Below are 18,742 nucleotides of genomic sequence, written 5' to 3' on the forward strand. Positions count from 1 at the left end.
GTACCCGAAGCCTATGCGAGAAACCACCAGCGTCAACGAGATTCGAACCGCCATTCGGGAGCTGTCGCTCCGCGCCGAACTCGCCCATAAGGAAGGCCGGCATGAACAAGCGGCCGAGATCGAGCGGCGCATCGACGGCTATCGGCAGGAACTCGGCCACCGCCCGTAACCGGCGAGCCTGCGCTCAGCGCGCCGAATTCGCCGGGTCACCGGCACTGACCGCAGTCTCGATGTTGTAGCCCTGGACTAGGCGCCTAGCCGGCGGAACGTGCTGCGGTGGAAGACGATGGGCGCCACCTCGGCGTCCACCGCCACCTCGTTGACCCGCAGAACCACAATCGTGTGATCCCCCGCCGGGATCAGTTGCTCGATCGCGCTCTCCAGCCACAGGCCGGTGCCTTTGATGAAAACCGCACCGCTGGTGTAGGACACCGTCTCGAGACCCGCGAACCGGTCACCAGTCTTGGCGGCCAACGTCCGCGCGGCCTCGTCATGAGCCTCGCCGAGCACGCTGATGCCGAGCATAGGCATACCCTTGAGCTTGGGCCATGTCGTCGAGGTGTTCTGCACGCAGAACGACACCAGCGGCGGGTCGAGTGAGACGGGGACAAAAGTACTGGCCGCCAAGCCTTCTCGGATCCCTTCGACTTCGGCGGCGATGGCCACGACGCCGGACGGGAAATGCCCGAAGGCCTCACGAAGGGTGGACGGCGTCAGCCTGTTCGATGAGTTCACCGGACCTCATTCGCCCCTCGAAATCGAAGACGGTCTTCTCCTCGCCCGACCCTACCCGCCGGCCGTCGAGCCGTCGCCACCGCCCGGTGAGTATCCATGCGCGGCGGCCACATCCGGATGCGCGCGCAATCTGCTCTTCCAGGCGTTGCGGCCGTAGACCGAGAAGATGGGGTCCGACGGGTCATCCCTTCGGTGGGCGAGCGCGCGTAGGTCGTCGGGCAGCGACAGCACCGGGATCTGCGCGTCCGGTCGCGGGTTGAAGAAGTAGGGCACCGAAATCCGCTCCGCCGAGGGGCGCTGCAAGTTCACCCGGTGCTGGGTGGCCCTCAGGTAGCCGCCGGTGGCCACCTCGAGCAGCTCACCGATGTTGACGATGAAGGCGCCCTCCACGGGCGGCACGTCGATCCAGCCATCACCAGGCTGGCCGCCTCTGTCCCGTCGCACCTGCAGGCCGCGGCTGCCCGGCTGCGCCAACAGCAGCGTCAGCACCCCGGCGTCGCGGTGCGCACCCACGCCCTGCGAGCTGGCCGCGCGGGCGGGGTAACGGATGATCTTGATCAGCGTCGCGGGGGTATCCGCGAAGGCGGCGTCGAAGACGTCCGAGGGACTGCCCAGCGATGCCGCCCAATGCCCGAGCAGGCTGCGGGCCACCGACGACAGCGCGGCATCCCATTCCTCGATGATCCCGGGCAGTTCGGGCAGGGCCGCGGGCCACTGATTCGGGCCCTGCAGCCACAGGTAATCCGGCTTGCCCGGCCCGCCGATCGGGGGGCGCTCGGGTCCGATGTCGATCTGCTCGCGCCAGTCCACACGTCCCCGCGTCAGCTCGCCGCCCAGACGGGTGTAGCCGCGGAAATGCGGGCTGCGGACCATCGCGATCGCGTTCTTGTCGGCCTCCGGCAGCTCGAACAACCGGCGCGCCGCGTCGAGCACCCTGGCGGCGAGCGCGTCCGGCACGTCGTGGCCGATCAGATAAAAGAAACCGACCTCGTGCGCGGCCTCGCGAAGGCCCTCCCGCAGGGGTTCCGCGCCGGCCCGCAGATCCACCACGGGCAGCGCAGTGACGCGCCTCACGTCGGTCATCGCCGCACCATCTCCGCAGGTCAAGAGAAGAAAAAGCGCCTGCCCAACCGGTTGGTTAGTTAGACGTTGAAATCTAGCTCACACTTGCTTGCATCGGACTGGCTAACGCATATATTTTAGACGTGTTACTGGTGGGTAACTTAGTCCGAGTACCCAACCATAAGTGGCATTCTCAACGAGGAGGAATGTAGTGAGCCACTACAAGAGCAACGTCCGTGACCAGGTGTTCAACCTGTTCGAGGTCTTCGGCGTTGACAAGGCGTTAGTCGAAGGCGAGTACGGCGACCTGGATGTCGATACCGCCCAGGAAATGCTGTCCGAGATCAGCCGGCTTGCCGAGGGACCGGTCGCGGAGTCGTTCGTCGAGGGCGACCGCAACCCCCCGGTTTTCGACCCCGAGACCCACTCGGTGACGCTGCCGGAATCTTTCAAGGATTCGGTCCGCGCGGTCATCGAGGCCGGGTGGGACAAGGCCGGCCTCGACGAGGCCCTCGGCGGCATGCCGATGCCCAAGGCGCTGCTGTGGGCGCTGCACGAGCACATCCTGGGCGCCAATCCCGCCGTGTGGATGTACGGCGGCGGCGCCGGTTTCGCCAACATCCTGTACCACATCGGCACCGAAGAGCAGAAGAAGTGGGCCGTGATCGCCGCCGAGCGCGGCTGGGGTTCGACCATGGTGCTGACCGAGCCGGACGCCGGTTCGGACGTCGGCGCCGGGCGGACCAAGGCGGTTCGGCAGGACGACGGTTCTTGGCACATCGACGGCGTGAAGCGCTTCATCACCTCGGGTGACTCCGGTGACCTGTTCGAGAACATCTTCCACCTGGTGCTGGCCCGCCCCGAGGGCGCGGGTCCGGGCACCAAGGGGTTGTCGCTGTTCTTCGTGCCCAAGTTCCTGTTCGACTTCGAGACGGGCGAGCTGGGCGAACGCAACGGCGTCTTCGTCACCAACGTCGAGCACAAGATGGGCCTGAAGGTCTCGGCGACCTGTGAGCTCTCGCTCGGCCAGCACGGCGTGCCCGCCAAGGGCTGGCTGGTCGGCGAGGTGCACAACGGCATCGCGCAGATGTTCGAGGTCATCGAGCAGGCCCGGATGATGGTCGGCACCAAGGCGATCGCCACCCTGTCCACCGGCTACCTGAACGCGTTGGAATACGCCAAGTCCCGTGTGCAGGGCGCCGACATGACCCAGATGACCGACAAGACCGCGCCGCGGGTGACCATCACACACCACCCCGACGTGCGCCGGTCACTGATGACCCAGAAGGCCTACGCCGAGGGTCTGCGTGCGCTGTACCTGTTCACCGCCACCTACCAGGACGCGGCGGTCGCGCAGGCGCTGCACGGCGTGGACGCCGACCTGGCCGTCAAGGTCAACGACCTGATGCTGCCGCTGGTCAAGGGTGTGGGCTCCGAGCAGGCCTACGCCAAGCTGACCGAGAGCTTGCAGACGTTCGGTGGGTCCGGCTTCCTGCAGGACTACCCGATCGAGCAGTACATCCGTGACGCCAAGATCGACTCGCTCTACGAGGGCACCACGGCCATCCAGGCGCAGGACTTCTTCTTCCGCAAGATCGTCCGCGACAAGGGTGTGGCGCTGGCCCACGTGTCCGGGGAGATCCAGAAGTTCGTCGACAGCGAGTCCGGCAACGGCCGGCTCAAGACCGAGCGTGAGCAGCTGGGCAAGGCGCTGACTGACGTCCAGGCTATGGCGGCGACCCTGACCGGCTACCTGATGGCCGCCCAGGAGGACGTCACCAGCCTCTACAAGGTGGGCCTGGGTTCGGTGCGCTTCCTGATGAGCGTCGGCGACCTGGTGATCGGCTGGTTGCTGCAGCGCCAGGCCGCGGTGGCCGTGGCCGCGCTCGACGCCGGCGCCAGCGGCGCCGAGCGGTCCTTCTACGAGGGCAAGATCGCGGTGGCATCGTTCTTCGCCAAGAACTTCCTGCCCCTGCTGGCCAGCACCCGCGAGGTCATCGACACGCTGGACAACGACATCATGGAGCTCGACGAGGCCGCTTTCTAGGCCTTTATAAGCCTCAGTCCGCCAACTGAACGAACAAGGTCCCCGCTTCCACGCTGAAGCGGGGGACCTTGTGTATGTGGCGGGCAGACAAAAAAGACCGCCGCTGGATCCCCTCACTCCAGCGGCGGCCCTTTTCGTCCCCCCGGCGCCTTCTTCCGCCAACGGGCGACGGACTAAGGGATGCCCCGTATTGCCGTCGGTGTCGGGGGGTCAGACCGCAACACGGGGCTATCCGGACGTTCGAGTACCCGCGTCCCCGCGTTAGTAACCGACTGTGACCGAGATATCATTCAGGCCCCGCTGTCGGGGGCGCCGGGGGCGGTCAGGCCTCCAGGATCGCGGCCACGCCCTGGCCGCCGGCGGCGCAGATGGAGATCAGCGCCCGAACGGTTCCGCCGCCCTGCTGCTCGGCTTTCTTTGCCTCTTTCTTTTCAAAGAGCTGTTTGGCGGCCTGCGCCAGGATCCGCCCGCCGGTGGCCGCGAAGGGGTGGCCGGCGGCCAACGACGACCCGTTGACGTTGACCTTGGACCGGTCGATGGATCCGAGCGCGGCGTCTAGCCCCAATCGCTCCTTGCAGTACTCCTCGGATTCCCACGCTTGCAGGTGCGACAGCACCACCGACGCGAACGCCTCGTGGATCTCGTAGAAATCAAAATCTTGCAGTCCCAGTCCGTTTCTCGCCAGCAGCCGGGGCACCGCGTACGTCGGCGCCATCAACAGCCCGTCGCGTCCGTTGACGTAGTCGACGGCGGCGGTCTCCGCGTCGACCAGGTAGGCCAGCGGGGTCAACGAGTGCGCGGCCGCCCACTCCTCGCTGGCCAGCAACGCGACCGACGCGCCGTCCGTCAGCGGGGTGGAATTGCCGGCCGTCATCGTCGCGTCGCCGTTCTTCACGCCGAAGACCGGGCGCAGCGTCGCCAGCTTTTCGGCGCTGGCGTCGGGCCGCAGATTGTCGTCCCGGTAGAGCCCCAGGAACGGCGTGACGAGGTCGTCGAAAAAGCCCCGGTCGTAGGCGGCGGACATGTTGCGATGGCTGGCGACGGCCAACTCGTCCTGGTCGACGCGTTTGATGCCCATCTGCTTGGCGGTGATGGCGGCGTGCTCGCCCATCGACAGCCCGGTGCGCGGCTCGCTGTTGGCCGGGATCTCGATCCCGAGGGTGGCGGGCAGCGTGCCGACCAGCTTGAGCCGTTGCAGGTTGGACTTGGACCTGCGCAGCTTGAGCAGGTGGCGGCGCAGGTTGTCGCCCAGTCCGATCGGCGGGTCGGAGGTCGTGTCCGCCCCGCCGGCGGCGGCCACCTCGTAGCGGCCGGAGGCGACGCCGTCGGCCGCGGCGATCGCGGCCTGCAGCCCGGTCCCGCACGCCTGCTGAACGTCGAACGCGGGCGTGTACGACGACAGCTCTGAGCCCAGCACGCATTCGCGCGTCAGGTTGAAGTCGCGGCTGTGCTTGAGCACGGCGCCGCCGACGACCACGCCCAGCCGCTCGCCGGCCAGCCCGAACCGGTCCACCAGCCCGTCCAGGGCCGCGGTGAACATGTCCTGGTTGGACGCCTCGGCGTACGCGCCGTCCGATCTCGCGAACGGGATGCGGTTGCCGCCCAGTACTGCGACTGGTCGCCTGGTCTTGGAACTCGCAGAGGCCACTTTTCTCTCCGTGCATCTCCGGGTACATCAGTTCTTGTATCGGCCGTTGGAGGCCATACTACCCACTGTTCTTACTCTGAAGTAAGTTCGTCCCCGATACGGTTTGCCTACCCGGCATGCCCCAGATGGAAGGCAGCTCAGTGGCTCCCAAGCGCTCGTCCGATCTGTTCTCGCAGGTGATCAACTCCGGCCCCGGATCGTTTCTGGCAAAGCAACTTGGCATTCCGCAGCCCGAGACACTTCGCCGCTACCGGCCCGGCGAGCCGCCGCTGGCCGGATCCCTGCTGATCGGGGGCCCCCCAGATCAGCAAGGCAGGGTGGTCGAGCCGCTGCGCGCGGCCCTGGACCAGGACTACGACGTGGTGGGCGCCAACCTGGGCGGGCGTTGGGCCGACCAATTCGGCGGGCTGGTTTTCGACGCCACCGGCATCACGACGCCGGCCGGGCTCAGGGCCCTGTACGAGTTCTTCACACCCGTCCTGCGCAACCTGGGCCACAACGCCCGCGTCGCGGTCGTCGGCACCACGCCCGACGCCGCCGCCAGCAACGACGAGCGGATCGCGCAGCGCGCGCTGGAGGGCTTCACCCGCTCGCTGGGCAAGGAGCTGCGCAACGGGTCCACCGCGCAGCTGGTGTACCTGTCGCCGGACGCCAAACCCGCCGCCACCGGCCTGGAATCCACGATGCGGTTCATCCTCTCGGGCAAGTCGGCATACGTCGACGGCCAGGTCTTCTACGTCGGCGAGGCCGACTCCACCCCGCCGGCGGACTGGGAACGGCCGCTGGACGGCAAGGTGGCCATCGTGACCGGCGCCGCCCGGGGAATCGGGGCGACGATCGCCGAGGTGTTCGCTCGCGACGGCGCCCGCGTCGTGGCGATCGACGTGGAGTCGGCCGCCGAGGCCCTGGCCGAGACCGCCAGCCGGGTCGGGGGCACCGCGTTGTGGCTGGACGTCACCGCCGACGATGCCGTCGACAAGATCGCCGAGCACCTGCACGATCACTACGCCGGGCACGCCGACATCCTGGTCAACAACGCCGGCATCACCCGCGACAAGCTGTTGGCCAACATGGACGACGCGCGCTGGCACGCCGTCCTTGCCGTTAATCTGCTTGCCCCGCAACGGCTTACCGAGGGCCTGATCGGCAACGGCAGCATCGGCGAAGGGGGCCGGGTGATCGGCTTGTCGTCGATGGCCGGCATCGCGGGCAACCGCGGGCAGACCAACTACGCCACCACCAAGGCCGGCATGATCGGCCTGACCCAGGCGCTGGCGCCGGGACTCTACGAGAAGGGCATCACGATCAACGCCGTCGCCCCGGGATTCATCGAAACCCAGATGACGGCGGCCATCCCGCTGGCCACCCGCGAGGTCGGCCGCCGGATGAACTCGCTGCTGCAGGGCGGGCAGCCGGTCGATGTCGCCGAGACAATCGCCTACTTCGCCAGCCCGGCTTCAAACGCGGTGACGGGCAACGTCATTCGCGTCTGCGGCCAGGCCATGCTGGGCGCATGACCCCACGTCGCTCGAGGAGATCACGATGAACCAGCCAAGCGGCCTGAAAAACCTGCTGCGCGCGGCGGCCGGGGCGCTGCCCCTGGTGCCCCGCTCCGACCAGCTGCCCAGCCGCACGGTGACCGTCGAGGAACTGCCCATCGACCAAACGAACGTGGCCGAGTACGCGGGGGTCACCGGCCTGCGCTACGGCAACCACGTGCCGCTGACCTACCCGTTCGCGTTGACCTTTCCCGCAATGATGTCCCTGGTGACCGGCTTCGACTTTCCGTTCGCCGCAATGGGATCGGTGCACACCGAAAACCGCATCACGCAGTACCGCCCGATCGCGGTGACCGACACGGTCGGCGTGCGCGTGCATGCGGAGAACCTGCGCGAACACCGCAAGGGTCTGCTGGTGGATCTGGTGACCGACGTCAGCGTCGGCAATGACATCGCGTGGCACCAGGTGACCACCTTCCTGCACCAGCAGCGCACCAGCCTGTCCGACGAGCCCAAACCGCCACCCCAGAAGCAGCCGAAGCTGCCCCCGCCCAGCACCGTGCTGCGGATCAGCCCCCGCCAGATCCGCCGGTACGCCGTCGTCGGCGGCGACCACAACCCGATCCACACCAACCCGATCGCCGCCAAGCTGTTCGGATTCCCGACCGTCATCGCGCACGGGATGTTCAGCGCCGCAGCGGTATTGGCCAACATCGAGGCTAGAATTCCCGACGAAGCGCAGTACTGGGTGCGGTTCGGTAAGCCGCTGGTGCTGCCCGGCACCGCGGGGCTCTACATCGACCAGGGCGATGACGGCGGCTGGGACCTTTCGCTGCGCAACATCGCGAAGGGATATCCGTATCTGACCGGCAGCGTCCGGGCCCTCTAATCCGCCGGCCTGCGGCCCAGCGCGAGCACCTTCAATCCGTATGCGCCGCAGGCGGTCAGCAGGAAGACTCCGAACAGCCACAGCGGCGGGTGGGCCAGCTCCCAGACGAAGATCGCCGCCCAGATCGGTGAGCCCTGGGTGACCGCGAGCACCCCGGCCGCCCCGACCAGCGAGACCGCCGGCGTGTGCAGGTGCGTCCCGGCCGCCCAATTGACCGCCAGCACCACCGCCGATCCCGCGGCCGCGCCGGTGGCCAGCGACGGTGTCAGCATTCCGCCCGCCCCGCCGGCGCGCAGGAACAGCGCCGTCAGCAGCGGTTTCAACACCAGGATGATGAGGGCCGCGGACAGCGTCATGCCGCTGGCGAGGCTCACGGTCAGGACGCTGCGGCCGTTGCCGGGCAGCTCCGGCCACCAATGCGAGCAGATGCCCATCACCAAACCCGCTGCGGCCAGCGCCGGGATCAGCACCCACGTCCGCATCACCCGCGACGGCCGCGCCGCCGCCATGAGCCGGTTGAACACCAATCCCACCGCCAGCGTCACCGGCGCCAGGATCAGTCCGTGCGCGGTCAGCAAATACGACGATTCCGCGCTGGGCCAGTCCAGGCTGGGCTGATCGTGCGTGACGGCCGAGCCGACCGCGACGGCCAGGCTGGAGGTGAGGAACGCCGCGCCCACCGCACGCGGATGCCAGGTGTTTAGCATGATTCGCACGGCAAACAGCGCGCCGGCCAGCGGAACGGCGTAGACGGCACCGAGCCCGGCCCCCGCCGCGCAGGCCAGCAAGACCTGCCGGTCTTCGCCGGACAGCCGCCTCAACCACGCGGTAGCGAAATCGCCCAGGGCCGCGGCGAATTGGCGCGGCGCCCCCTCCCGGCCCAGGGATGCCCCCGAGCCGACCAGCAGCACCTGCAACACGGCGTCGACGCTCCACGCCAGCCGCGGGATCCGGTCGCGGCGGGCGATGGTCTGGGCCAGCGGCGGCACCGGGGTGCTGCGCCGCAGGATCCACCAGCCGAACCCCGCCAGCGCGCCGCCGACCACCGGCCCCAGAGCGCGGCGGACCGGACTGCTGCCGGTGATCCCGGCGAGCAACGTGTCGAAACTGTAGTGGTAGGTGGTGTGCTCGACGAACCGCAGCACCACCGTCGTCGCCAACCCGGCGACCCCGGCCAGCAAGCCGACGATGACTACCGCGCAAAAGAAGTCGAGGTTGCGGCGGCGAGCCGATGGGGGCACCCCACGAATGTAGGGGCTAGCCGGCCGCGGCGGCTTCCCGGTCCTCCGGCGCGCCCCTGAGACCGTGCCAGAACAGGTCGATCATCAGCTCGGCCGCCTCGTCGACGCCGATGTCCCCGGTGCTTAGCCGGTTGGCCATCGCCTCGCCCCCGCCCACCAGCGCCACCGCCATCATCTGATACTCGGTGTCCGACCGCGGGGTGCGGCTGCCGGCCCGCATCAGCTCGGCCACCAGTTCGATGATCTGCTCGCGTCCCTCGCGCACGGTGTGCGCGAACGCCTGCGAGCTGATGGCTTGGGTGTACATCACGATCCAGGACGCGCGGTTCGAGTCAATGTAACGCATAAACGACCCAATAGCGTTGCCCAGCAAGTCCTTTGGGCTTTGAGCGAAGTTGATGTCGGCGCGCACCGCGTCGACGAACCGCCCCAGCTCACGATCCAGGCAGGCGCCGAACAGGTCCTCCTTGGAGCCGTAATACAGATACAGCATCGGCTTGGAGATCTGCGCCTCGGCGGCGATGGCGTCCATCGAGGTCTCGTGATAGCCGTTGACGGAGAACATCTGCACGGCGGCGTCGAGCATCTGCTGTTCGCGGACAGCACGAGGTAACCGCTTGGTACCACCCGCCATCGCTGTGCCTCTCTAGCCCACCTATCTGACTACAGGGTAACGATGATGCGGCCTCTTAGTGGCCACACGTTCGACTGGCGCCCTTCATCGTCGCCACCCGCACCACCGAGTCGTCGACCGCCGCCATCGGCAGGTCGCCCGCGGCCACCGCCTTTTCCAGGCGGTCCAGGACCGCCGGCACCTCGTCGGTGGTGACCCACAGCGCGACGTCGGTGCCGGCCTGCAGCGCGCGCAGCACCGCCTCCGACACGCCGTAGCGATCGGAGATCGCGGCCATGCTGGACAGGTCGTCGCTGAAGACCGGGCCGTTGAACGGCGGGCCGTTGTAGCCCGTGCCGGTGCGCAGCAGCTGGACCGCGGCCCGACTCAGGCTGGCCGGGTCGTCGCCGGTCAGCCCGGGAACCTGCAGGTGACCCACCATCACGGCGACGGGCGTCGCGGTCACCAGCGTCCGGTATGGCACCAGGTCGACGTTCTGCAGGTCGCTCAGCGGAGGGGTGACCACGCCTGCCTTGTGCGAGTCGCCGGAGCCGTGCCCGTGGCCGGGGAAGTGCTTGAGGACCGGCAGCAGACCGGCGTCGCGCAGGCCCTGCGCGAAGGCCCCGGCGTAGGCGGTGACGGTATCGGGATCGGCGCCGAACGAACGGTCCCCGATCACGCCGTCCGGGGAGTCGGTGACGTCGACGACGGGCGCGAAGTCGATGGTGATGCCCAGGTCGCGCATCTTCTTGCCGCGGTCGGCCGCCAGGTCGTGGACCTGCTGGACCGTTTGGGTCTGCGCCAGCTCCCGCGGCGACGGCGCCGTCCCGATCAGCGACCTCAGCCGCGACACCCGGCCACCTTCTTCGTCGACGCTGACCGCCAGCGGAAGCGGCCCCGCCTTGCCCGCGATGTCGGCCAGCGGGCCTTTGAAGATCGACAGGTCCGTCCAGCTGCCGATGAAGATGCCGCCGACGTGATACCCGTTGACGACGGCCCGGGCGTCGTCGGCGTCTTTCACTCCCACCATCAACAGCTGGGCCAGCTTGTCGCGCGTCGACAGCGCGGCCGGGACGGCCGTCGGGTCTGCGCACACCGGCGGCGCGGGGGCGGCCGCCGGCTTGCTGACCGTGGCGGAGGCGCCCGGGGGCCGCGCGCCGTGGTGGCCGCAGCCGGCCACCAGCGCTGTCGCGGCGACGAGCACGGCCAGGGTGCGGGGGAAAGCCATCGGGCCATGTTGTCACGGCGGGCATTTCGTCCCCGGCTCCAGGGGGCATCGGCGGTACGTTGTTGATCAGGGGGCGAGCGCAGCCCATTTGACTGGCAGGGGGGAGCCAGCGATGGCCGGGTTTTCGCGGGCCGCTGCGGCCAGCATCGCGGCGGGGCTGATGATCGGCGCCGCGGCGACTGTTAGTGGCACGCTCATCCTGGAAGGGTTAGAAGACCACACGATGGTGCCGGAACAGACCGCACCGACCGCGCGGAACCCTGCTGGGCCGTATCTGGTGAATTACGGCTCTCGCTGTTGGCATGGTCATTGCGTGCCGTGGCCGTGACTCGTCGGCCCGGCCGGCGAGGGCCGTTCTGCTAGGTTGGCTTTGGGTCGTCCTCGCTGGCGACCACAATCCCCCGCAAAACAGGAGCCGTCGATGAATCGGATCATTGCGCCCGCCGCCGCGAGCGTGGTGGTTGGTCTGTTGCTGGGCGCGGCCGCGATCTTCGGGATCACCTTGATGGTGCAGCAGGACACGAAGCCGCCACTCCCCGGGGGCGATCCGCAGTCGTCAGTGCTCAACCGGGTCGAGTACGGCAACCGTAGCTAGCCTGGCGAGGACCCGGGCAGGTGGGCCGGTCACCTGCTCGTCGGCTGCGCCGCTGTCGCGCCGGTGGTTGCTGTTGGTCGGCGCCGTCGCGCTGGCTTTGACGTTTGCGCAATCCCCCGGGCAGGTCTCCCCCGACACCAAACTCGACCTCACCGCAAACCCGCTGCGCTTCCTGACCCGCGCGACCAACCTGTGGAACAGCGAACTGCCGTTCGGCCAGGCGCAGAATCAGGCCTACGGCTACCTGTTTCCGCACGGGACCTTCTTTCTGGTCGGCCACGCGCTGGGAGTGCCGGGCTGGATAACCCAGCGGCTGTGGTGGGCATTGCTGCTCAGCGTGGGTTTTTGGGGGCTGCTGCGGGTGGCCGAGACGCTGGGAATCGGCAGTCCGACGTCCCGGGTGATCGGCGCCGCCGCGTTCGCGCTGTCGCCGCGGGTGCTGACCACGCTCGGATCGATCTCGTCGGAGACGTTGCCGATGATGCTGGCCCCGTGGGTGTTGCTGCCCACCATCCTGGCTCTGAAATCGGCGCGGGCTGAGACACACAGGTCCGTGCGGGCGCTCGCCGCCCAGGCCGGGCTGGCCGTCGCGTTGATGGGCGCGGTCAACGCGATCGCGACGCTGGCGGGCTGCCTGCCGGCGGTGATCTGGTGGGCGTGCCACCGGCCGAACCGGTTGTGGTGGCGTTACACGGCCTGGTGGGTGCTGGCGCTCTGCCTGGCCATGCTGTGGTGGGTGGTGGCGCTGGTCTGCCTGCGCCACGTCAGTCCCCCGTTCCTGGACTTCATCGAATCCTCCGCCGTGACGACGCAGTGGTCGTCACTGACCGAGATGTTGCGCGGCACCGACAGCTGGACCCCGTTCGTTGCGCCGACCGCGACCGCCGGGGCGCCACTGGTAACGGGGTCGGCGGCCGTCCTGGCCACCTGCCTGGTCGCGGCGAGCGGGCTGGCAGGACTGGCCAGTCCCGCGATGCCGGCGCGGGGACGGCTGGTGACGATGCTGCTGGTCGGGGTGGTGTTGATGGCCGCCGGCTACAGCGGCGGGCTGGGCTCGCCGCTGGCCCACCAGATCCAGGCGTTCCTGGACGCCGGCGGCGCGCCGCTGCGCAACGTGCACAAGCTGGGATCGGTGATCCGGGTCCCGGTGGCGCTGGGCATCGCGCAGCTGCTGGGCCGGGTCGCGCTGCCGGGCAGCACGCCGCGCTCGGCGTGGCTGCGCGCGTTCGCCCACCCTGAGCGCGACCGGCGGGTCGCGGTGGCGGTCGTGGTCCTGACGGCGCTGATGGTCAGCACGTCGCTGGCGTGGACCGGCCGGCTCGCCCCGCCGGGCACGTTCGGCGCGATCCCGGCCTACTGGCACGAGGCCGCCGACTGGCTCGACGCACACAACACTTCTGGCACCGGGTTGCCCGCCCCAGGGCGCGTGCTGGTGGCCCCGGGGGCTCCGTTCGCCACCCAAATGTGGGGCACCACCCACGACGAGCCGCTGCAGGTGCTCGGCAACAGCCCGTGGGGGGTGCGCGACTCCATTCCGTTGACCCCGCCGCAAACCATCCGGTCGCTCGATTCGGTGCAACGCCTGTTCGCCGCGGGCCAGCCCTCGGTTGGGCTGGCCGATACCCTTGCCCGCCAAGGTATTTCGTATGTCGTGGTGCGCAACGACCTGGATCCGGAGACGTCGCGCTCGGCGCGCCCCATCCTGGTGCATCGCGCCATCGAGGGCTCGCCGGGACTGCAGAAGGTGGCGCAGTTCGGCGCACCCGTGGGACCCGGCACGCTGGCGGGATTCGTGACCGACGGCGGGCTGCGGCCGCGCTACCCGGCGGTCGAGATTTACCGGGTCGCCGCCAGCGGCGATCCCGGCGCGCCCTATTTCGTCGACACCGACCGGTTGGCCCGGGTCGACGGCGGGCCGGAGGTGCTGCTGCGCCTCGACGAGCGGCGACGGCTGCTGGGCCGGCCGCCGCTGGGCCCGGTGCTGATGACCGCGGACGCCCAAAGCGCCGGCCTGCCCGCGCCCCTCGTCACCGTCACCGACACCCCGGTGGCCCGCGAGACCGACTACGGCCGCGTCGACGAACATTCGTCGGCCATCCGGGCCGCCGGTGACGCCCGGCACACTTACAACCGCGTCCCCGACTATCCGGTCCCGGGCGCCGACACGGTGTTCGGGGCATGGAACGGCGGCCGCATCACCGTCTCGAGCTCGTCGTCGGACTCCACCGCGATGCCCGACGTCGCGCCGGCGACCTCCTCCACCGCGGCCGTCGACGGCGACTCGGGGACGGCGTGGGTGTCCAACGCGCTGCAGGCCGCCATCGGGCAGTGGCTGCAGGTGGACTTCGACCACCCGGTGAGCAACGGCGCCATCACCATCACGCCCAGCGCCACCGCCGTCGGCGCCCAGGTCCGCCGCATCCTGGTCGAGACCGCCAACGGCAGCACCACCCTGCGGTTCGACGAGCCCGGCAAGCCGCTCGCGGCGGCGCTGCCGTACGGCGAAACCCCGTGGGTGCGGGTCACCGCCGCCGGCACCGACGACGGGTCCCCCGGTGTGCAATTCGGCATCACCGACCTGTCGATCACCCAGTACGACGCGTCCGGATTCGCCCACCCGGTCAGCCTGCGCCACACCGTGCAGGTGCCCGGGCCGCCGCCGGGCTCGGCGATCGCGGGCTGGGACCTGGGGTCGGAACTGCTCGGCAGGCCGGGCTGCGCGCGGGCGCCCGACGGCGTGCGCTGCGCGGCGTCGGCGGCGCTGGCGCCGGAAGAGCCGGTCAACTTCAGCCGCACCCTGACCGTCGCGGCCCCGGTCTCGGTGACGCCGACGGTGTGGGTGCGGCCACGGCAGGGGCCCAAGCTGGCCGATCTGGTCGCCGAGCCGAACACCGTTCGGGCCCAAGGGGATTCCGACGTGGTGGACATCCTCGGCTCGGCGTATGCGGCCACCGACGGCGACCCGGCCACCGCGTGGACGGCGCCGCAGCGGGTGGTGCAACACAAGTCCCCGCCGACGCTGACCCTCGCCCTGCCGCGGCCCACCGAGGTCGCCGGGCTGCGCCTGGCGCCCAGCCGGTCGACGCTGCCGGCGCACCCGACGGTGGTGGCAGTCAACCTGGGCGACGGACCGCAGGTCCGTGAGCTGAAACCGAGTGAGCCACAAACGCTTTCGCTCAAACCGCGGGTGACCGACACCGTCAGTATCAGCCTGCTCGACTGGGAAGACGTGATCGACCGCAACGCCCTGGGCTTCGATCAGCTCAAGCCGCCAGGGCTGGCCGAGGTCGCGGTGCTGGGCGCCGACGGCAACCCGATCGCACCCGCCGACGCCGCCCGCAACCGGTCGCGGGAGATCACCGTCGGTTGCGATCGCGGACCGGTCATCGCCGTCGCGGGCCGGTTCGTGCACACCTCGATCCGCACCACCGCCGGCGCGCTGCTGGACGGCGAACCCGTCGCGGCGCTGCCCTGCGAACGCGAGCCGATCGCGCTGCCGGCGGGCCAACAGGAGCTGTTGATCAACCCCGGCCCGCAGTTCGTCGTGGACGGGGCACACCTGTCGACTCCGGCTTCGACCGAACTGCCCAGCGCCTCTGTGGTTCCCGCCCACACCGGAGCGTGGGGTCCGAGCCGCCGCGAGGTGCGGGCCCCCGCCTCGGCCGCCTCCCGGCTGCTGGTCATCCGCGAGAGCATCAACCCCGGCTGGGTGGCGCGCACCGGCGCCGGGGTCCGATTGACGCCGGTCGCGGTCAACGGGTGGCAGCAGGGCTGGGTCGTGCCGGCGGGGGATCCCGGCACCATCACACTGACCTTCGCCTCCAATTCGCTGTACCGGGCGGGTCTGGCGGTGGGGCTGGCGTTGCTGCCGCTGCTGGCCGCCATCGCGTTGTGGCGCACCCGGCGCGGGCGTGCCTACGACGAGCCCGCTCAACCGTGGGCTTCCGGGCGCTGGGCGGCGGTGTCCGTGCTGGCGGCCGGGGCGGTCATCGCGGGCGTGGTGGGCGTCGTCGTGGTCGGCGCCGCCCTGGGCCTGCGGTACGCCCTGCGCCACCGGCAGCGCTGGCGCGACGCCGTGACCGTGGTGCTGAGCGCGGGCGGGCTGACCCTGGCCGGGGCGGCGCTGTCCCGCCATCCCTGGCGATCGGTCGACGGTTACGCCGGGCATTCGGCGAATGTGCAACTGCTGGCGCTGATTTCGCTTGCGGTGCTTGCCGCTTCGGTCGTGACGGTGCCGCAACGGGAGCCGCGGCCGCGCGACCAATGACAGCCGAGGTGTTGGCTACCGGTTTTCCTGCTGGTTGACTGGATATACGGCACGGTGTGATCGCCGCCGCCGGAGGAGTTACGGCCATGGGATGGTTTTCGGCACCCGAATACTGGCTGGGCAGACTGGTGCTCGAGCGCGGTGTCGCGGCCATCTACTTGATCGCATTCCTCGCGACCGCACTGCAGTTCCGGGCCCTCATCGGCGAACACGGAATGCTGCCGGTGCCAAGGTTTTTGGCCGGGCGATCGTTTTGGCGGTCGCCGAGCCTTTTTCATCTGCGTTACTCCGACCGGCTGTTCGCGGGCGTGTCCTGGCTGGGCGCGGCGCTGTCGGCGGCCATCGTCGCCGGTGCGGCCGACCGGGCGCCGCTGTGGGCCGCGATGCTGGCGTGGCTGACGCTGTGGGTGCTCTACCTTTCCATCGTCAACGTCGGGCAGACCTGGTACGGGTTCGGCTGGGAGTCTCTGCTGTTGGAGGCGGGGTTCCTGATGATCTTCCTCGGCAACGACCGGGTGGCGCCCCCGGTGCTGACGCTGTGGATGGCCCGGCTCCTGCTGTTCCGGGTCGAGTTCGGCGCGGGACTGATCAAGATGCGCGGCGACCCGTGCTGGCGCGACCTGACTTGCCTGTACTACCACCACGAGACCCAACCCATGCCGGGGCCGTTGAGCTGGTTCTTCCACCACCTGCCCAGGCCGCTGCACCGCGTCGAGGTGGCGGGCAACCATTTCGCCCAGCTGGTCGTGCCATTCGGGTTATTCGCGCCGCAGCCGGTGGCCAGCGTGGCTGCGGCGATCGTCGTGGTCACCCAGCTGTGGCTGGTGGCGTCGGGCAACTTCGCCTGGCTCAACTGGCTGACGATCATCTTGGCGTTCAGCGCCATCGACGATTCGTCGTTCTCGACGCTCTTCCGGATACCCGCTCATGCTGGTCCGGCGGCACCGCCGCTGTGGTTCGCCGTCCTGGTGATCGCGATCACCGGCACCTTGCTGTTCATGACGTACTGGCCGGTGCGCAACATGCTCTCCTCGCGTCAGCGAATGAACATGTCCTTCAACCCATTTCACCTGGTGAACACCTACGGTGCGTTCGGCAGCATCGGCCGCATCCGGCGCGAGGTGGTGATCGAGGGCACCGACGAAGAGCGGCTGACCCGGCACACCGCGTGGAAGGAGTACGAATTCAAGGGCAAGCCCGGTGCCGTGGGCCGGCTGCCACGCCAATGGGCGCCGTATCACCTGCGCCTGGACTGGCTGATGTGGTTCGCGGCGATCTCGCCGGGCTATGCCCACCAGTGGCTGACGCCCCTGCTGCAGCGGCTGCTGCGCAACGATCGGCCGACGCTTCGCTTGTTGCGGCACAACCCCTTCCCGGATTCGCCACCACGATATGTCCGCGCGCAGCTCTACGAATACCGTTTCACCACGTTCGCCGAGCTGCGCCGGGATCGGGCGTGGTGGCATCGCACGCTCATTGGCGGGTACGTCCGGCCCGTAGCGCTCGAGAAAGCGACGAGCGCGCCCGCCAGTTGAGGGCAGGCGGTCAGACGAGTCTGGTGATGTCGGCGATGCGGGCGCGCTGGGAGTAAACGGCTACAGCGTCTCGTCCAATTCACCGAGCCGGTCGGTCAACCGCAGGTTCTCGGAGTAGTCGACGGGGCAGCAGATCAGCGACACCCCGTCGTCGGCGAGCGCAGCCTTGAGCGTCGGCAGCAGTTCATCGGCGGCGTTGATCCGATAGCCCTTGGCGCCGAAGCTTTCCGCGTAGAGCACGATGTCGGGGTTACCGAACTTCACGTAGTAGTGCTCGCCGAGCTCGAGGTCCATCTTCCACTCGATGAGGCCGTAACCGCCGTCCTCCCAGATCAACACCACGAGCGGTATCCGCTCCCGGACGGCGGTCTCGATTTCCTGGGAATTCATCAAAAACGCGCCGTCGCCCACGACGGCCAGCACCTTGCACTCAGGACGCGCCAGCTTGACGCCGAGGGCGCCCGGCAACGCGAAGCCCATGGTGGACAGGCCGTTTGAGATCAGGCAGGTGTTGCGCTCGTAGGTCGGATAGAGCCGCGCCATCCACATTTTGGTCGCGCCGGTGTCCACCAGGACCACGTCGCTGCGGCCCAGCGCGGCGCGGGTGTCGGCGACCACCCGCGCGGGCGCCAGCGGGTAGCGCGAATCCTGTTGGCCCCGTTCGAACTCCTCCGCGAGCAGGCCGAAGCCGGGGACTTCGGGGTCGGCCTCATACGCGTGGCCCTCGAGTGCTTCCGTGAGCGCATCCAGCGATTCACTGATGTCGCCGATGATGCCGACGTCGACCGAATAATGCGCGTCGACCTCGGCCGGGAAGCGATGAATGTGGATGATCTTCTTGTCGGCCTGCGGATTGATCCGGATCGGGTCGAACTCCTGCAGCTCGTAGCCGATCGCCAGCACCACGTCGGCATTGTCGAAGCCGAAGTTGACGTAGTCGTGCCGCATGAAACCGAGCGTCCCGATGCTGTTGGGGTGGTCGTCTGGCATGACGCCCTTGCCGTGGAAGGTGTTGGCCACCGGTATGCCGGTCTCCTCGGAGAAGCGGACCAGGGCCTTGGTGGCATCGGCGCGGGCGGCGCCATGCCCGGCCAGCGCCACGGGCCGCTTCGCCCGCCGCAGGATGTCGACCGCTCGTTCCACCTGGCGAGCTGCCGGCGCGTCGGGGCGAACGACGTTGCGGGGCAACGGCGTCAGGTCGGGATAGTCCGCGGCATCCGCATCTATGTGTTCGGGCACGGCCAGGTAGACGGCCGCCGGGCGTTCGGCCTCGGCGAGCTTGAACGCCTTGCGGACCATCTCGGGTATGGCGCGCGGGGTCGGGATGCTCGCGGCCCACCGCGTGATCGGGGCGAACATCGACACCAGGTCGACGTACTGGTG

General features: G+C 69.1%; 15 protein-coding genes. 8 read left to right on the top strand and 7 right to left on the bottom strand.

Annotation, left to right across the window (positions count from 1 at the left end; genetic code table 11):
• Positions 1 to 13 precede the first annotated feature (13 nt).
• Positions 14 to 169 (top strand): hypothetical protein, encoded by a 156-nt coding sequence (locus JWP83_RS19805; RefSeq protein ID WP_297733443.1) that lies wholly within the window; start codon positions 14 to 16, stop codon positions 167 to 169.
• A gap of 77 nt (positions 170 to 246) precedes the next feature.
• On the opposite strand, the gene JWP83_RS19810 is transcribed toward JWP83_RS19805, so the two are convergent.
• Both JWP83_RS19810 and JWP83_RS19815 read right to left on the bottom strand, forming a co-directional pair.
• On the bottom strand, positions 247 to 735 hold the full coding sequence (locus JWP83_RS19810; protein ID WP_297733446.1) for a flavin reductase family protein: 489 nt from the start codon (positions 733 to 735) through the stop codon (positions 247 to 249).
• Between the two features lie 51 nt (positions 736 to 786).
• On the bottom strand, positions 787 to 1,818 hold the full coding sequence (locus JWP83_RS19815) for a 2-oxoglutarate and iron-dependent oxygenase domain-containing protein (protein WP_297733448.1): 1,032 nt from the start codon (positions 1,816 to 1,818) through the stop codon (positions 787 to 789).
• Between the two features lie 190 nt (positions 1,819 to 2,008).
• Between JWP83_RS19815 and JWP83_RS19820 the strand changes: the two genes are divergently transcribed.
• Entirely contained in the window at positions 2,009 to 3,844 is a 1,836-nt protein-coding gene (locus JWP83_RS19820; RefSeq protein ID WP_297733451.1) for an acyl-CoA dehydrogenase, read from the top strand.
• A gap of 322 nt (positions 3,845 to 4,166) precedes the next feature.
• Here JWP83_RS19820 and JWP83_RS19825 read toward each other — a convergent pair whose 3' ends face one another.
• Positions 4,167 to 5,492, bottom strand: coding sequence for an acetyl-CoA C-acetyltransferase (locus tag JWP83_RS19825; RefSeq protein WP_297733455.1), 1,326 nt, complete (start codon positions 5,490 to 5,492; stop codon positions 4,167 to 4,169).
• Between the two features lie 140 nt (positions 5,493 to 5,632).
• Between JWP83_RS19825 and JWP83_RS19830 the strand changes: the two genes are divergently transcribed.
• Positions 5,633 to 7,009 carry a 3-oxoacyl-ACP reductase gene (locus JWP83_RS19830; RefSeq protein ID WP_297733499.1) on the top strand — a complete coding sequence of 459 codons (1,377 nt, stop codon included), beginning with the start codon at positions 5,633 to 5,635 and terminating at the stop codon, positions 7,007 to 7,009.
• Positions 7,010 to 7,034: 25 nt separating this feature from the next.
• Complete coding sequence (locus JWP83_RS19835) at positions 7,035 to 7,880, top strand: MaoC/PaaZ C-terminal domain-containing protein (RefSeq protein ID WP_297733458.1); 846 nt, start codon at positions 7,035 to 7,037, stop codon at positions 7,878 to 7,880.
• On the opposite strand, the gene JWP83_RS19840 is transcribed toward JWP83_RS19835, so the two are convergent.
• Genes JWP83_RS19840 through JWP83_RS19850 form a run of 3 tightly spaced genes read right to left on the bottom strand, consistent with a single transcriptional unit; the run spans position 7,877 to position 10,962 of the window.
• Positions 7,877 to 9,121: a chloride channel protein gene (locus tag JWP83_RS19840; RefSeq protein WP_297733461.1), complete on the bottom strand. Its 1,245-nt coding sequence runs from the start codon at positions 9,119 to 9,121 to the stop codon at positions 7,877 to 7,879. The two genes, JWP83_RS19835 and JWP83_RS19840, sit on opposite strands and share 4 nt — an antisense overlap.
• A gap of 16 nt (positions 9,122 to 9,137) precedes the next feature.
• Entirely contained in the window at positions 9,138 to 9,755 is a 618-nt protein-coding gene (locus tag JWP83_RS19845) for a TetR/AcrR family transcriptional regulator (protein WP_297733464.1), read from the bottom strand.
• Between the two features lie 55 nt (positions 9,756 to 9,810).
• The gene (locus JWP83_RS19850) at positions 9,811 to 10,962 is read right to left on the bottom strand and encodes a glycoside hydrolase family 3 N-terminal domain-containing protein (RefSeq protein ID WP_297733467.1); all 1,152 of its coding nucleotides are present in this window, start codon (positions 10,960 to 10,962) and stop codon (positions 9,811 to 9,813) included.
• A gap of 112 nt (positions 10,963 to 11,074) precedes the next feature.
• On the opposite strand from JWP83_RS19850, the gene JWP83_RS19855 reads away from it, so the two are divergent.
• From JWP83_RS19855 to JWP83_RS19870, 4 genes are all read left to right on the top strand, one after another.
• The gene (locus tag JWP83_RS19855; RefSeq protein WP_297733470.1) at positions 11,075 to 11,290 is read left to right on the top strand and encodes a hypothetical protein; all 216 of its coding nucleotides are present in this window, start codon (positions 11,075 to 11,077) and stop codon (positions 11,288 to 11,290) included.
• Positions 11,291 to 11,383: 93 nt separating this feature from the next.
• Positions 11,384 to 11,557 (top strand): DUF2613 domain-containing protein, encoded by a 174-nt coding sequence (locus JWP83_RS19860; RefSeq protein ID WP_065443914.1) that lies wholly within the window; start codon positions 11,384 to 11,386, stop codon positions 11,555 to 11,557.
• Between the two features lies 1 nt (position 11,558).
• A complete protein-coding gene (locus JWP83_RS19865; protein ID WP_297733502.1) occupies positions 11,559 to 15,824 on the top strand; it encodes an alpha-(1->3)-arabinofuranosyltransferase in 4,266 nt (1,421 codons plus the stop codon).
• Between the two features lie 86 nt (positions 15,825 to 15,910).
• Positions 15,911 to 17,359 carry a lipase maturation factor family protein gene (locus JWP83_RS19870; RefSeq protein ID WP_297733487.1) on the top strand — a complete coding sequence of 483 codons (1,449 nt, stop codon included), beginning with the start codon at positions 15,911 to 15,913 and terminating at the stop codon, positions 17,357 to 17,359.
• A gap of 60 nt (positions 17,360 to 17,419) precedes the next feature.
• Here the strand turns inward: JWP83_RS19870 and JWP83_RS19875 are convergent.
• Positions 17,420 to 18,742, bottom strand: a 1,323-nt coding sequence (locus JWP83_RS19875) for an acetolactate synthase large subunit (RefSeq protein ID WP_297733492.1), incomplete at its 5' end; no start/stop codon positions are given.

It is taken from the genome of Mycobacterium sp., from assembly GCF_025965855.1.
In the GTDB taxonomy this organism is placed as follows: Bacteria; Actinomycetota; Actinomycetes; order Mycobacteriales; family Mycobacteriaceae; genus Mycobacterium.